This window comes from Cellulomonas uda, from assembly GCF_006538705.1.
Taxonomy (GTDB): domain Bacteria; phylum Actinomycetota; class Actinomycetes; order Actinomycetales; family Cellulomonadaceae; genus Cellulomonas; species Cellulomonas uda.
In genome coordinates this window covers 22,092-36,762 of record NZ_BJLP01000040.1, presented here as the reverse complement: position 1 = coordinate 36,762, position 14,671 = coordinate 22,092, and the positions used below count along the sequence as shown (strand labels likewise).

The 14,671-nt window shown below is 74.5% G+C and carries 14 protein-coding genes and 1 tRNA gene; 14 read left to right on the top strand and 1 reads right to left on the bottom strand.

Going from position 1 to position 14,671, the window contains the following annotated elements:
• Positions 1 to 37 precede the first annotated feature (37 nt).
• Entirely contained in the window at positions 38 to 2,206 is a 2,169-nt protein-coding gene (gene tkt / locus CUD01_RS11840) for a transketolase (protein ID WP_141321287.1), read from the bottom strand.
• A 454-nt stretch (positions 2,207 to 2,660) separates the two neighbouring features.
• On the opposite strand from tkt, the gene CUD01_RS11835 reads away from it, so the two are divergent.
• The 14 genes from CUD01_RS11835 (at position 2,661) to CUD01_RS11770 (ending at position 14,660) form a co-directional block, all read left to right on the top strand.
• A complete protein-coding gene (locus tag CUD01_RS11835; RefSeq protein ID WP_371860789.1) occupies positions 2,661 to 3,758 on the top strand; it encodes a heme o synthase in 1,098 nt (365 codons plus the stop codon).
• 13 nt (positions 3,759 to 3,771) lie between these two features.
• On the top strand, positions 3,772 to 4,734 hold the full coding sequence (locus CUD01_RS11830; RefSeq protein WP_141321285.1) for a site-specific tyrosine recombinase XerD: 963 nt from the start codon (positions 3,772 to 3,774) through the stop codon (positions 4,732 to 4,734).
• 136 nt (positions 4,735 to 4,870) lie between these two features.
• Complete coding sequence (locus CUD01_RS11825; protein WP_369826336.1) at positions 4,871 to 5,737, top strand: ParA family protein; 867 nt, start codon at positions 4,871 to 4,873, stop codon at positions 5,735 to 5,737.
• Entirely contained in the window at positions 5,721 to 6,692 is a 972-nt protein-coding gene (locus tag CUD01_RS11820) for a segregation and condensation protein A (protein ID WP_371860788.1), read from the top strand. The genes CUD01_RS11825 and CUD01_RS11820 overlap by 17 nt, the downstream gene beginning before the upstream one ends.
• Positions 6,689 to 7,342 carry an SMC-Scp complex subunit ScpB gene (gene scpB, locus CUD01_RS11815; protein ID WP_141321283.1) on the top strand — a complete coding sequence of 218 codons (654 nt, stop codon included), beginning with the start codon at positions 6,689 to 6,691 and terminating at the stop codon, positions 7,340 to 7,342. The genes CUD01_RS11820 and scpB overlap by 4 nt, the downstream gene beginning before the upstream one ends.
• Positions 7,339 to 8,271 (top strand): pseudouridine synthase, encoded by a 933-nt coding sequence (locus CUD01_RS11810; RefSeq protein WP_141321281.1) that lies wholly within the window; start codon positions 7,339 to 7,341, stop codon positions 8,269 to 8,271. The genes scpB and CUD01_RS11810 overlap by 4 nt, the downstream gene beginning before the upstream one ends.
• Positions 8,268 to 9,377, top strand: coding sequence for a prephenate dehydrogenase (locus CUD01_RS11805; protein ID WP_141321279.1), 1,110 nt, complete (start codon positions 8,268 to 8,270; stop codon positions 9,375 to 9,377). Before CUD01_RS11810 ends, CUD01_RS11805 begins: the two co-directional genes overlap by 4 nt.
• Positions 9,359 to 10,081 carry a (d)CMP kinase gene (gene cmk / locus CUD01_RS11800; RefSeq protein WP_141321277.1) on the top strand — a complete coding sequence of 241 codons (723 nt, stop codon included), beginning with the start codon at positions 9,359 to 9,361 and terminating at the stop codon, positions 10,079 to 10,081. The genes CUD01_RS11805 and cmk overlap by 19 nt, the downstream gene beginning before the upstream one ends.
• Positions 10,078 to 10,764, top strand: coding sequence for a lysophospholipid acyltransferase family protein (locus tag CUD01_RS11795; RefSeq protein ID WP_141321275.1), 687 nt, complete (start codon positions 10,078 to 10,080; stop codon positions 10,762 to 10,764). The genes cmk and CUD01_RS11795 overlap by 4 nt, the downstream gene beginning before the upstream one ends.
• A 91-nt stretch (positions 10,765 to 10,855) precedes the next feature.
• Entirely contained in the window at positions 10,856 to 12,331 is a 1,476-nt protein-coding gene (gene der, locus CUD01_RS11790; protein ID WP_141321273.1) for a ribosome biogenesis GTPase Der, read from the top strand.
• A complete protein-coding gene (locus CUD01_RS11785) occupies positions 12,328 to 13,455 on the top strand; it encodes a hypothetical protein (protein ID WP_174773877.1) in 1,128 nt (375 codons plus the stop codon). The genes der and CUD01_RS11785 overlap by 4 nt, the downstream gene beginning before the upstream one ends.
• 28 nt (positions 13,456 to 13,483) lie before the next feature.
• Positions 13,484 to 13,557, top strand: a tRNA-Pro gene (locus CUD01_RS11780).
• Between the two features lie 134 nt (positions 13,558 to 13,691).
• Positions 13,692 to 14,204, top strand: coding sequence for a metallophosphoesterase family protein (locus CUD01_RS11775; protein WP_141321270.1), 513 nt, complete (start codon positions 13,692 to 13,694; stop codon positions 14,202 to 14,204).
• Positions 14,205 to 14,249: 45 nt separating this feature from the next.
• Complete coding sequence (locus tag CUD01_RS11770; RefSeq protein WP_141321268.1) at positions 14,250 to 14,660, top strand: hypothetical protein; 411 nt, start codon at positions 14,250 to 14,252, stop codon at positions 14,658 to 14,660.
• Positions 14,661 to 14,671: the final 11 nt, after the last annotated feature.

The following is a 14,671-nucleotide window of genomic DNA, read 5'->3' as shown; positions in this document are numbered from 1 at the left end:
GGGGCGCCTGCTGGAGGGCGCCCCGCCGCCGCTCGGGTCAGCCCTGCTGGTCGCCCGTGCCGGTGGCCGTCGGGGTCGCCGCGGTCGCCGACGGCGCCGCGTCGCCCCGCGCCGCGGCGATGGACTCGTGCGCCGCCGCGACCACGGCCTCGGTCGTGATGCCGAACTCGCGGTACAGCGTCTGGTAGTCCGCCGAGGCACCGAAGTGCTCGAGCGACACCGTGCGGCCCGCGTCGCCGACGATCTTGTGCCACGACAGCGCGATGCCCGCCTCGACCGAGACGCGGGCGCGGACGGCCGACGGCAGCACCGACTCGCGGTACTCGTCGTCCTGCGCCGCGAACCACTCGAGCGACGGTGCCGAGACGACGCGCGTCGGGACGCCGGCGGCCTCGAGGACCTCGCGCGCCTCGACCGCGAGCTGCACCTCGGAGCCCGTGCCGATCAGGATCACCTCGGGGGAGCCGGTGCTCGCCTCGAGCAGGACGTACGCGCCCTTGGCGACGCCTTCGGCGCCGGCGAAGCCCTCCTCGCCGCGCGGGAACGTCGGGACGTTCTGGCGCGTGAGGATGAGGCCGACCGGGCCGTCGCGGTGCTCGAGCACGGCCTTCCATGCCTGCGCTGTCTCGTTCGCGTCCGCCGGGCGGACCACCGCGAGGCCGGGGATCGCGCGCAGCGCGGTGAGGTGCTCGACCGGCTGGTGCGTCGGGCCGTCCTCGCCGAGGCCGATGGAGTCGTGCGTCCACACGTACACCGACGGCACGCCCATGAGCGCCGCGAGGCGCACGGAACCGCGCATGTAGTCCGCGAACTGCAGGAACGTGCCGCCGTACGCGCGCGTCAGGCCGTGCAGCGTGATGCCGGACAGGATCGCGCCCATGCCGTGCTCACGGATGCCGAAGTGCAGCGTGCGGCCGCCCTCGTCGCCCGCGAACTCGTGGGTCGAGCGCTTGGCCGGGATGAAGGACGGCTGGCCCTTCATCGTCGTGTTGTTCGAGCCCGCGAGGTCGGCCGAGCCGCCCCACAGCTCGGGCAGCGCGTCGGCGACGGCCGACAGCACCTCACCCGACGCGGCGCGGGTCGCGACGGCCTTGCCCGCCGGGAACACGGGCAGCGAGGACTCCCAGTCCGCGGGCAGCTCGTGGGCGACCAGGCGGTCCAGGAGCGCCTTGCGCTCGGGGTTGGCGGCGGCCCACGCGTCGAACGACTCCTGCCACGCGGCGCGCGCCTGCGCCGCCCGGTCCGCGAGCGAGCGCGTGTGCGCGAGCACGTCGTCGGCGACCTCGAACGTCTGGTCGGGGTCGAAGCCGAGCAGCTCCTTGAGGCCGCGGATGGAGTCCGAGCCGAGCTTCGAGCCGTGCGACGAGTGGTCGTCGGTCTTGCCCGGCGTCGGCCACGCGATGAGCGTGCGGATGCCGATGAACGACGGCTTGTCGGTGACGGCCTTGGCCGCCTCGATCGCCGCGTGCAGCGCGTCGACGTCCTCGCGGTACTCGCCGCCGGCGGTCCAGTCGACGAACTGGACGTGCCAGCCGTACGCCTCGTAGCGCGCCAGGACGTCCTCGGTGAACGCGATCTGCGTGTCGCCCTCGATCGAGATGTGGTTGTCGTCCCACAGCACGACGAGGTTGCCGAGCTCCTGCGTGCCCGCGATGGACGACGCCTCGCTGGTCACGCCCTCCTGCAGGTCGCCGTCGGACGCGATCACGTACGTGAAGTGGTCGAACGGGCTCGTGCCCGGCGCGGCGTCCGGGTGGAGGAGGTGGCGCTCGCGCCGCTGCGCCATCGCGAAGCCGACCGCCGACGCGAGACCCTGGCCGAGCGGGCCGGTGGTGATCTCGACGCCCGCCGTGTGCTTGTACTCGGGGTGGCCGGGCGTCTTCGAGCCCCAGGTGCGCAGCGCCTGCAGGTCCTCGAGCTCGAGGCCGAACCCGCCGAGGTAGAGCTGGATGTACTGGGTCAGGCACGAGTGGCCCGCCGACAGCACGAACCGGTCCCGGCCCAGCCAGTGGGTGTCCTTCGGGTCGTGCCGCAGCACGTTCTGGTAGAGCAGGTACGCCACGGGGGCGAGGCTGATCGCCGTCCCCGGGTGGCCGTTGCCCACCTTCTCGACGGCGTCAGCGGCCAGGACGCGCACCGTGTCCACGGCCTTCACGTCCAGGTCGGTCCAGCCGACCGTCTGCGCCAGGGGAGCCTTCGCGTTCACCGCACCTCATTCCCACCCGGGGGGAGCCGGGTGACGTTTCCGACTTGCGTGCTTGCTCGCCGCGCGCGTCCCGGGCTGGTCCCGGGTCGCGTCCTCGTCCGTGGCTGGCCCGGTGCCGTCCTCGTCGTCGGTCCGTCCGCGGGGGACGGGCCGGGACGTGACGGAACTCCCGGACGGACTTCGGCTCGCCGCTCGAGCCTATAGCGCACGCGCGCGGGGGTCGCGGTCGTGACCAGTCTCCGGCCACTCTCACAGCCCCGTGGGAGTGCCTGTGCGACGAGCGACCCATCTCACACGACGCGCGGCCCCCGTCCGAGGGGCTTTCGTCCTGCCCCGGGGCGTAGCATGGCGAGGCGACGTCAGATCGCCGACACCCCGACCGGCACGACGCGCGCGCGGACCCGACGACGGGCCGCGCCGCCCGGCCGGCACGACACGAACGGAACCGTCCCGCGTGCGCCTCACGAGCCCCTCGTCCGTCGACGACCGGTCAGTCGACGCCGCGTCCCTGACGGGCGCGCGCGGCGCGCACGGCACGACGACGCCCGGGGCGACGGTTCCCGGCGCGACGGCGCGCGGCGGCCGCCCCGGTCCCCGTGCCGAGGACCGGCCCGAGGGTGGCGCCGATGGTGAGGCGACCGCGGCGCGGCGCCGCGACCCGCTGGGTCGCGTCGGTGCGGTCGTCGGCCCGTACGTGACGTTGACCAAGCCGCGCGTCGTCGAGCTGCTGCTGGTCACGACGATCCCCACGATGATCCTCGCGCAGGGCGGCTGGCCGAGCCTCGGGCTCGTCGTCGCGACGCTCGTCGGCGGTGCGGCCGCGGCGGGGTCCGCCAACGTCCTCAACTGCTACATCGACCGTGACATCGACCAGGTCATGAACCGGACCCGTCGTCGTCCGACGGCGACGGGCGAGATCAGCCCCGCCGCGGCGCTCACGTTCGGGCTCGTGCTCGGCGTGGTCAGCCTGGTGTGGCTGTGGCTGCTGGTGAACCCGGTGTCGTCGATGCTCACCGCGGGCGCGATCCTCATCTACGTCGTCGGCTACACGATGATCCTCAAGCGCCGCACGCCGCAGAACATCGTGTGGGGTGGCGCGGCCGGGTGCATGCCGGTGCTGATCGGCTGGTCGGCCGTCACCGGTGGGGTCGGCTGGCCGGCGGTGCTGCTGTTCGGTGTGATCTTCTTCTGGACGCCGCCGCACTACTGGCCGCTGTCGATGAAGTTCCGCAAGGACTACGCGGCCGCCGGCGTGCCGATGCTGCCCGTCGTCGCGAAGGACGCGAAGGTCGCGCGCGAGATGATCGGCTACACGCTCGCGATGATCGGGTGCTCGCTGCTGCTGGTCCCCGCCGCGGGCATGACCTGGGTGTACGCGGTCGTCGCGACGGCGCTGGGCGTCTGGTTCCTCGTCTCGTGCATCGGTCTGCTGCGGCGCGCGCAGGACCCGGCGCGCGGCAAGCTGCGCGCGATGAGCGTCTTCCACGCCTCGATCACCTACCTCACCCTCCTGTCGGTCGCGGTGTCGGTCGACGTGTTCCTGCCCCTGTGACGTCGGGCGCGCGGTGGCGGACGACGTCTCTCGCTCGCCGCTCGCGCGCGCGCTCGAGGACTACCTCGCGCACCTGACCGTGGAGCGCGGGCTGTCCCGCAACACCACGTCGGCGTACCGCCGCGACCTCGGCCGGTACGTCGCGTACCTCGAGTCCCGTGGCCGCGCGACGCCCGACGACGTCGTCGAGCAGGACGTCGAGGACTTCCTGGCGGCCCTGCGGACGGGTGCCGACGGGGGCACCGCGCTGTCCGCCTCGTCGGCCGCGCGTGCCGTGGTCGCGGTGCGCGGCTGGCACCGGTTCTGGGTGCGGGACGGCGTCACGACGAGCGACGCGGCCCGTGCCGTGCGCCCGCCCGCGCAGCCGCGCCGCCTGCCCAAGGCCATCACGGTCGAGGAGGTGGGGCGGCTGATCGACGCCGCGGGGCTCGGCGACGGGCCGACCGCGCTGCGCGACCGCGCGCTGCTCGAGCTGCTGTACGCGACGGGCGCGCGGATCTCCGAGGCGGTGGGGCTGGACGTCGACGACGTGGACCCCACCCCCGGCCGCGCGTCGGTCCGCCTGTTCGGCAAGGGCGCCAAGGAGCGGGTGGTCCCGCTCGGGTCGTTCGCGCTCGAGGCGGTGGAGGCGTACCTCGTGCGCGGTCGGCCCGTGCTCGCCGCGCACGGGCGCGGGACGCCCGCCGTCTTCCTCAACACCCGGGGCGCACGGCTCTCCCGGCAGTCGGCGTGGGCGGCGTTGCGCACGGCCGCCGAGCGCGCGGGGCTCGTCGGCGGGGACGGCACCGGCGCGCACCTGTCGCCGCACACGCTGCGGCACTCGTTCGCGACGCACCTGCTGCAGGGTGGCGCGGACGTGCGCGTGGTGCAGGAGCTGCTGGGGCACGCATCCGTCACGACGACGCAGATCTACACGCTGGTGACGCCGGACACGCTGCGCGAGGTGTACCAGCTCAGCCATCCTCGGGCGCGCTGAGAGGTGGCACCGGGACGTCGTGCGGGACGGCACCTCGGACGGTGCCTCGGACGGCACGTCGAACGGCATGTCGAACGGCATGTCGAACGGCGCGGTACCGACGCCGGGGGGCGTCGCCTCCGGTAGGTTGTCCGTCGTGGTGACCAGCGAGACGACGCAGGACCAGGTCGACGCCGTCGGGCGTCCGCTCCCGCACTTCCCGGAGCCGGCGGCGCTCGCCTCGCACGGACCCGCCCGCGTCATCGCGATGTGCAACCAGAAGGGCGGCGTCGGCAAGACGACGACCACCATCAACCTGGCCGCGGCGCTGGCCGAGTACGGCCGGCGCGTGCTCATCGTCGACTTCGACCCGCAGGGCGCGGCATCGGTCGGCCTCGGAGTGAGCCCGCACGAGCTCGACCTCACGGTCTACAACCTGCTCATGGAGCGTGACGCGCAGGTCGCGGACGTCCTGCGGCACACCGCGACCCCTGGGCTCGACCTGCTGCCCGCGAACATCGACCTGTCGGCCGCCGAGGTCCAGCTCGTCGGCGAGGTGGCCCGCGAGTCGGTCCTCTCGCGTGCGCTGCGACCGGTGCTGGACGACTACGACGTCGTGCTCATCGACTGCCAGCCCTCGCTGGGCCTGCTCACGGTCAACGCCCTGACCGCCGCGCACGGTGTGCTCATCCCGCTCGAGTGCGAGTTCTTCGCGCTGCGCGGAGTGGCTCTGCTCATCGAGACGATCGAGAAGGTGCGCGACCGGCTCAACCCCCGCCTCGAGGTCGACGGCATCCTCGCCACGATGTACGACTCCCGCACGCTGCACGCCCGCGAGGTCGTCGCACGCGTCCACGAGGCGTTCGGCGACACGCTGCTGCAGACCGTCATCGGGCGCACGGTGAAGTTCCCCGACGCGACCGTGGCCGCCGAGCCGATCACGACGTACGCACCCACGCACTCGGGCGCCGCGGCCTACCGGCAGCTCGCGCGCGAGCTCGTCGCCCGTGGCGACGCCGCCTGAGGCCGCGCCCGGCGGCGACGCTGACACCCGCACGACCGAGGAGCGGTTGCCGGGCCCCGGCACCGCGGCGGAGGGCTCTCCCGCCGGCACCGCCGGCTTCGAGGTGCACCTCGACAACTTCAGCGGTCCGTTCGACCTGCTGCTGGGGCTGATCGCGAAGCACAAGCTCGACATCACGGAGGTCGCGCTCGCGCGCGTGACGGACGAGTTCATCGCGTACATCCGGGCGGCGGAGGCGGCGTGGGACCTCAACCGCGCCTCGGAGTTCCTGGTGGTCGCGGCGACGCTCCTCGACCTCAAGGCCGCGCGGCTGCTGCCGTCGGCCGACGTCGAGGACGCGGAGGACCTCGAGCTGCTCGAGGCGCGTGACCTGCTGTTCGCACGACTGCTGCAGTACCGCGCGTACAAGCAGGTCGCCGCGGACCTGGCGCACCGGTGGGCCACCGAGGGCCGGCGGTTCCCGCGTACGGTCGCGCTCGAGCCGCACCTCGCCGCGCTGCTGCCGGAGCTCGTGTGGCAGGTCGGTCCGGACCAGCTCGCGGCCCTCGCCGCGAAGGCCCTGACACCGCAGCCGCCGCCGCCCGGCGTGGACATCAGCCACCTGCACGCGCCGCCCGTCTCGGTGCGCGAGCAGGCCGCGGTGCTCGTCGACCGCCTGCGGCACCACGGTTCGGCCTCGTTCCGTGCGCTCGTGGCGGACGCGGGGTCGACGATCGTCGTGGTCACCCGGTTCCTCGCGCTGCTGGAGCTGTTCCGTGAGGGTGCCGTGGGCTTCGACCAGGTGAGCCCGCTCGGCGAGCTGACCGTCCGGTGGACCGGGGCGGCCGAGGGCGACGTCACGGTGTCCGACGACTTCGACCAGGAGGACGGTCCGGCACCGACCGCGGGCGACGGCCCGCCCGACGGACCCGATACGCACGACACGGACGACACGCACGACCGGGAGGACGCATGAGCGTGCACGACGACGAGGCGGGTGCCCGGGCTGCGACGCCCGATGCGGCGCAGGTGGACGTCGACGAGCTGCCGGGCGGCGCGACCGCTGCGCTCGAGGCCGTCCTCATGGTGGCCGACGAGCCGATCGCGACGGTCCGGCTCGCGAGCGTGCTCGCCCTGCCCACCGCGCGCGTCGAGGAGCTGGCGGCGGAGCTCGCCGCCGAGTACCGCGGCGAGCGCGGCGGGCGCCCGCGAGGGTTCGAGCTGCGGCACGCGGGGGAGGGCTGGCGCATCTACTCCGCCCCCGCGTACGCGGACGTCGTCGGCCGGTTCGTCCTGGACGGCCAGTCCGCGCGTCTCACGCAGGCGGCGCTCGAGACGCTCGCGGTCGTGGCGTACCGTCAACCGGTGACCCGCGGGCAGGTCTCGGCCGTGCGCGGGGTGAACGTGGACGGCGTGATGCGCACGCTCACGGCACGCGGGCTAGTCGTCGAGGTGGGCACGGAGCCGACGAGCGGTGCGCTCCTGTACGGGACCACGGGATACTTCTTGGAGCGGATGGGCCTGTCCAGCCTGGACGAGCTGCCCCCGCTCGCGCCTTACCTGCCGGAGATCGACGCCCTCGAGGGCGTCGACGACACCGGCGCCACGATCGGAGGACCTGCATGACCCCCCAGCCTCGCCGCTCGGACGGCGGACGACCCGGACGACCGGGCGCCTCGCGTGGCGGTGCCCCGAGCGGTGGCAAGAAGCCGCATCGCGGGCAGGCCGCGGGCGGTGCGTCGCGCGGGAAGTCCGCGGCCTCCCGCCCGAACCGCCCGCAGACCGCGCGCCGCGCCGCCCCCGCTCCGGTGACCATCGACGTGCACGACCCGGAGGGCGTGCGCCTGCAGAAGCTGCTCGCCGCCGCCGGTCTCGGCTCGCGACGCGCGTGCGAGACGCTCATCACGTCGGGCCGGGTCGAGGTCGACGGGCAGGTGGTCATGGAGCTCGGGGTGCGCGTCGACCCGAAGAGCGCCGTCGTCCTCGTCGACGGGCTGCGCGTTCAGCTCGACACGTCGCACGTCACGATCGCGCTCAACAAGCCCAAGGGTGTCGTGTCGACGATGCACGACGAGCAGGGTCGCCCCTCGGTCGCGCAGTTCGTGCGGGACCGCTCCGAGCGGCTGTTCCACGTCGGTCGGCTCGACGCCGACACCGAGGGCCTGCTGCTGCTCACGAGCGACGGCGAGCTCGCGAACCACCTGTCGCACCCGTCGCACGGCGTGGCCAAGACGTACCTCGCCGAGGTCCAGGGCCGCGTGACGCCCGGCACCGCCACGCGCCTGCAGCGCGGCGTGGAGCTCGACGACGGCCCCGCGAAGGCCGACAAGGTCACGATCGTCCAGGCGCTGCCGCACCTGTCGCTCGTGGAGATCGTGATCCACGAGGGCCGCAACCGGATCGTGCGTCGCATGCTGGAGGAGGTCGGGCACCCCGTCACCAAGCTCGTCCGCACGCGCATCGGCCCGATCCGCCTGGGCGACCTCAAGCAGGGCCGCACGCGTGTGCTGTCGCAGGTCGAGCTGGGATCGCTGATGTCCCAGGCGGGGATGTGACGGCCGCGACCCGCGGCCCCGTCCTCGTCGTCGGCGCCGGGCTGATCGGCGCGTCCGTGGGGCTGCGACTGCGCGCGGAGGGCGTGGACGTGCGCCTCGAGGACCCGTCGCGCACCGCGGTCGCGCTGGCACGCGACGTGGGTGCCGGTCGCCCCGCGCGCCCGGACGACGACGAGCCGGCGCTCGTCGTCGTCGCGGCGCCCCCTGACGTCACGGCGGGCGTGGTGCGCCGCCAGCTCGAGGCGTACCCTCACGCGGTCGTGACCGACGTCGCGTCGGTCAAGGGGCACGTGCTCGCGGAGCTGCGCGAGCACGGTGTGCCGCTCGACCGGTACGTCGGCTCGCACCCGATGGCGGGCCGGGAACGCTCGGGCCCGTCGGCGGCGGTGCCGGACCTGTTCCTCGGGCGGCCCTGGGTGATCGCGGAGTCCGCCGAGTCGTCGCCCGACGCGGTGCTCGCCGTGCGTGCGCTGGCGGTGGACCTGGGCGCGGTGCCGGTCACGATGGCCGCCGACGCGCACGACGCGGCGGTCGCCGCGGTCTCGCACGTGCCGCAGGTCGTCGCGTCGCTGGTCGCGGCGCGGCTCGTGGACGTCGACGACGGAGCGCTCGGGCTCGCCGGGCAGGGCCTGCGGGACGTCACGCGCATCGCGGCGTCCGACCCGGAGCTGTGGACGTCGATCCTGGCCGCGAACTCCGCGGCGGTCCGCCCGATCCTCGAGTCGCTGCGCACGGACCTGGACGCGGTCATCACCGCGCTCGCGCAGGCGGACTCGGCCACGGGCCCCGAGACGGTGGGCACGGGTGTGCTCGTGACGCTTGCGCGCGCGATCGCGGCGGGCAACGAGGGAGTCGCCCGGATCCCCGGCAAGCACGGTGGCGCGCAGCGCGCCTACGAGGAGGTCACGGTGCTCGTGCCCGACTCGCCCGGCGAGCTCGCGCGGCTGCTCTCGGAGGTCGGCGAGACCGGGGTCAACCTCGAGGACCTGCGCCTCGAGCACGCGGCCGGCCGGCAGGTCGGCATGGCGGTCATCTCGGTGCTGCCGGGCAGTGCGACCAAGCTCGAGTGGGAGCTGGCGGAACGTGGATGGAGGCTGGTGGTGTGAGCGCGCTCGTCGTCGCCGTGGACGGACCCTCGGGGTCCGGGAAGTCGAGCGTGTCGCGAGAGGTCGCCCGGCGTCTGGGGCTCGCGTACCTCGACACCGGTGCGATGTACCGCGCCGCGACGTGGTGGTGCCTGCACACGGGCGTCGCGCTCGACGACCGGGCCGCCGTGGCGCAGGCCGTGCGTGACCTGCCGCTCGACCAGGGCGTGAACCCGGACGCGCCGCACGTCGTCGTCGACGGGACGCCCGTGGACGACGCGATCCGCGAGACCCGCATCTCGGCCGCGGTGAGCGCGGTCGCGACGAACCTCGACGTGCGCGACGAGCTCCGCCGTCGGCAGCGTGCCGCGATCACGGAGCAGGCCGACGCGTCGTCGTTCTCGCACGGCCGCGGCATCGTCGCGGAGGGCCGCGACATCACCACGGTGGTCGCGCCCGACGCCGACGTGCGTGTGCTGCTGACGGCGTCCGAGGAGGCCCGGCTCGCGCGGAGAGCACGTGACGTGCACGGCTCCGACGACGCGGCATCGGTCGACGCGACGCGCGACCAGGTGCTGCGACGCGACGCGGACGACTCGACGGTCGTGCAGTTCCACGTCGCGGCGGACGGGGTCGTGACGGTCGACTCGTCCGACCTGGACTTCGAGCAGACCGTGGCCGCCGTGCTCGCGGTCGTCGAGCAGGTCGGCGGGCAGCGCGCATGAGCGAGCAGCGCCGGCGACCGACGGCGGGTGCGCGGGCCGGTCACGCCCTGGGGCGGGTCGTCGCGCACGGCGTGTGGGCGACCCGGGTGCTCGGCGCGCACCGCGTGCCGACGACGGGTCCGGTGCTGCTCGCCGCGAACCACACGGGCGTGATCGACGGGCCCGTGCTCGTCGGCGCGTCGCCACGGCCCGTGCACATGCTCATCAAGCAGGAGATGTTCTCCGGCGCGCTGGGTGCGCTCCTGCGCGCGCTGGACCAGATCCCGGTCGACCGGGACAACGCCCGCACCGCGCTCGGCGCGGGCCTCGAGGTGCTCAAGCGCGGGGGAGTCGTCGGGATCTTCCCCGAGGGCAGCCGCGGCAAGGGTGACGCGGCGGACGCGCGCGCGGGCATCACGTGGCTCGCCCTGAACGGCAACGCACCCGTCGTGCCGGTCGCCGTGCTGGGCACGAGGCGTACCGGGCAAGGCGTCAACCACCTGCCGCGGGTGCGCCGACGCCTCGTCGTCGCGTTCGGGGAGCCGGTCGTGGTCGAGCGGGCGCCCGGCGTGTCGGGCCGGCAGGCGATGACCGAGGCGAACGAGCGGATCCGGGACGCGCTCGCGCTGCACGTGGCCGCGACCGTGGAGGCGACCGGCCTCACGCTGCCGGCCGACGCGCCGCTGTCCGCCGAGGCCCCCTGAGGGGCTCGCGGCCCGGCGTGTGCGCGACGACTCCCTGCCCGACGGCGGTCCGGGGTCGGGTCCAGGGCGTTCGTCAGGGACAATGGGCACCATGAGTGAGCCTGAGGTCGAGTTCGTCCTGCCCGACGAGGCCGGGGACGCCGAGCGTGAGCGCGCGCTGCGGGCGGGTCTGGCGGAGTACGAGCTCGAGGACGACGACCTCGCACTCCTGCAGCACGACGGGGACGACGAGGACGGCACCGGTGCCGAGGCGCCCCTGCCGGTCCTCGCGATCGTCGGGCGCCCGAACGTGGGCAAGTCGACGCTCGTCAACCGCATCCTCGGCCGCCGCGAGGCCGTCGTCGAGGACAAGCCCGGTGTCACGCGCGACCGGGTGAGCTACCCGGCGGAGTGGTCGGGGCGGCGGTTCACGCTCGTCGACACGGGCGGCTGGGAGGTCGACGTCGCCGGGATCGACAAGCGCGTCGCCGAGCAGGCGGAGGTGGCGATCGCGCTGGCGGACGCGGTGGTGTTCGTCGTCGACGCCACGGTGGGTTCCACGGACACCGACGAGCAGGTCGTGCGGCTCCTGCACCGCTCGGGCAAGCCCGTGGTCCTGTGCGCCAACAAGGTCGACGGGCCGGCCGCGGAGGCCGACGCCGCCGTCCTGTGGAGCCTCGGGCTCGGTGAGCCGCACCCCGTCTCCGCGCTGCACGGCCGCGGTACGGGCGACCTGCTCGACGCGATCCTCGACGCGCTCCCGGAGACGTCCGCGCACGGTGTGCTCCGCCCCGCCGGCCCGCGCCGCGTCGCGCTCGTCGGGCGTCCGAACGTGGGCAAGTCGTCGCTGCTCAACAAGGTGGCCGGCGCCGAGCGCGTCGTCGTGGACGACGTCGCCGGCACCACGCGCGACCCGGTCGACGAGCTGATCGAGCTCAAGGGCGTGCCGTGGGTGTTCGTCGACACCGCGGGCATCCGCCGCCGCGTGCACCAGACGACGGGCGCGGACTTCTACGCGAGCCTGCGCACGCAGGCCGCGATCGAGAAGGCCGAGGTCGCGGTCGTCCTGCTCGACGCGTCGCAGCCGATGACCGAGCAGGACACGCGCGTCGTGCAGCAGGTCATCGACGCGGGCCGCGCACTGGTGATCGCGTACAACAAGTGGGACCTCATGGACGAGGACCGCCGGCCCTACCTCGAGCGCGAGATCGAGAAGGAGCTCGTGCAGGTCACGTGGGCGCCGCGGGTCAACATCTCGGCGAAGACCGGTTGGCACGCCGAGCGCCTGGTGCCCGCCCTCGAGACGGCCCTCGACTCGTGGGACATGCGCATCCCCACGGGCAGGCTCAACGCGTTCCTCGGTGAGCTCGTCGCGGCGCACCCGCACCCGCTGCGCGGCGGCAAGCAGCCTCGCATCCTGTTCGCGACGCAGGCGTCCACGCGCCCGCCGCGGTTCGTCGTCTTCACCACCGGGTTCCTCGACCCCGGCTACCGCCGGTACATCGAGCGCCGCCTGCGCGAGACGTTCGGGTTCGAGGGCACGCCCATCACGATCTCCGTCCGCGTGCGGGAGAAGCGCAAGCGGTGACCTCGGGCGGTGGAGCGACCGGGGCGACGTCGCAGGGCGCGCCCTGGCAGGCCCGCGGGCCGCGCGGCCTGCTCCTGCGGTGGGGGCTGCCTCGCGACCCGCACGCGTCCCGGCACGTCACCGCGTTCCTCGTCGTGACGGTGCTCACCGTCCTGGTCACGCGCGGCGCCCTCGCCGCCACGGGCTTCCCGCAGGTCGGGGGTCCCGGGCTGCACGTGTCCCACGTGCTGTGGGGCGGGCTGCTGCTCGGTCTCGCGGTCCTGCTGGCGCTGTCGTTCATCGGCCCGGTGGTGCGGCCCCTCGTCGTGCTGGTCGGCGGGATCGGGTTCGGGCTGTTCGTGGACGAGATCGGGAAGTTCGTCACGGAGGACTACGACTACTTCTACGGGCCGACCGCGATGCTCGTGTACGTCTCGGTCGTGGCGCTCGCCCTCGTCGGCGAGGTGCTCACCGGCCGTCGCCGCGCCGTCCCGTCGGAGCGGCTCGCGGCAGCCGTCGACCAGGCCGTCGCGGGCGTCGCGGGCGGGTTCTCATCACGCGTGCGCGAGCACGCGCAGGACCTCCTGGAGGCCGCGCACGGCGTTCCGGGCCACGACGAGGCCGCCGCGCTCGTCGCGACCGTCCGCCCGGACGGCAGCGAGCTGCCCGACCCGGTCGCCGCCGTGTCGCACGGCGTGGTCCGGCTGTCGCGACGCCTCGTGCGCGCGGCGTGGGTGCCGCGCGTGGCCGTCGTGACCATCGCCGGGACGGCGCTCCTCGGCGTCGCGCGCGGCCTGTGGCTCGCGCGTGACGGCGGGACCGCCGGGTGGGTCGTCGGGGCGCTGCTGGCCGGTGGTGCGGCCACGACGGCGGCGTGCGTCGCCGGGCTCCTGGCCGACGACCGCGAGCGCGCGTTCACCTGGTTCCGTCGCGCCGTGCTCGTGAGCCTGCTGATCACGCAGGTGGCACTCCTGCGCATCGAGGAGTGGGTGGGCTACGCCGGCCTCGCGCTCGACGTCGTCCTGCTCGGGCTCGTCGCCGCCGAGCTCGACGTGCTGCGCGAGCGGGACCACGGGGGAGCAGACGGGGACGGCGACACCGACACGGGTCGGACGGGAGACGGGGCACCCGCGCACGTACGGTAGGCTGTCGCAGGCTTCTTCGGGAGCCGTTCGGGCTGTGGCGCAGCTTGGTAGCGCACTTGACTGGGGGTCAAGGGGTCGCAGGTTCAAATCCTGTCAGCCCGACGAGATCAGGCCTGGTGAGACGTCGTCTCACCAGGCCTGACGCATGTCCGGGGGCGTGCGGTGCGCGACCCGCACGCGCTCGCGGGGTGGCGCCGAGACCTGCGCGCTCGGGCCGGGTCGCGCACGATGGGCCGATGGTGACGCGTCTCGTGCTGGTGTCCGACACTCACGTCCCGGCGCGCGCGCGGCGGGTGCCCGACGACGTGTGGCGTGCGGTCGACGCGGCTGACGTGGTCGTGCACGCGGGGGACTGGGTGGACGTCGCGACGCTGGACGCGTTCGAGGCACGCGCGCCGCGGCTCGTCGGCGTGTCCGGCAACAACGACGGCGCCGACCTGCGCGCGCGCCTGCCCGAGGTCGCGCGGGTCGTGGTCGAGGCCGTGCGCATCGCGGTGGTGCACGAGACCGGGCCGGCGGACGGGCGCGCGCGGCGGGTCGACGCGCGGTTCGCGGACGACCGGCCCGACCTGCTGGTGTTCGGCCACAGCCACATCCCGTGGGACGCCGTGACGTCCGCAGGCACGCGGCTGCTCAACCCGGGATCGCCGACCGACCGGCGCCGCCAGCCGGTGTGCACGCTCATGACGGCGGTGGTGGACGGCACCGGGCTGCGCGACGTCACGCTGGTGCCCGTGCGCCGGGGCTGACGGCCCACCCTGGTGGCCGCGTCGGCCGCGTGGCACGCTCGGGACGTGACCCGGTTCGCGATCGACGCGCCCGTCGCCGTCGGCCTGGTGCGCGCCGGGGTGGTCGTGCCCCCGGAGCACTCCCGGGTAGGGCCGGGCGTGCTCCGCTCGGACGCGCTCGCGCTGCTGCGCGAGGAGGTGCTGCGTGGTGAGCGCGCGCGGCGCGAGGGGTTCGCCGACCTGGACGGGATCGCGATGCTGCGCATCCGCCTGCTCTCGGACCGCGTGACGCGGCGCGTGGCGTGGCAGCTCGCGGACCGCGCGCAGTGGTCGGACGTCCGGCCCGCGGAGTACCTCGCGGTGGCCCACATCCAGGCCGACGTGCTCGTGACGGCGGACGAGGCGCTGCGCGCCGGCGCCGCGGCGGTCGACATCGAGACGGCGGACGTCGCGGACCTGCGCAGCGCGCTCGGCTGACGCCCGGGGCG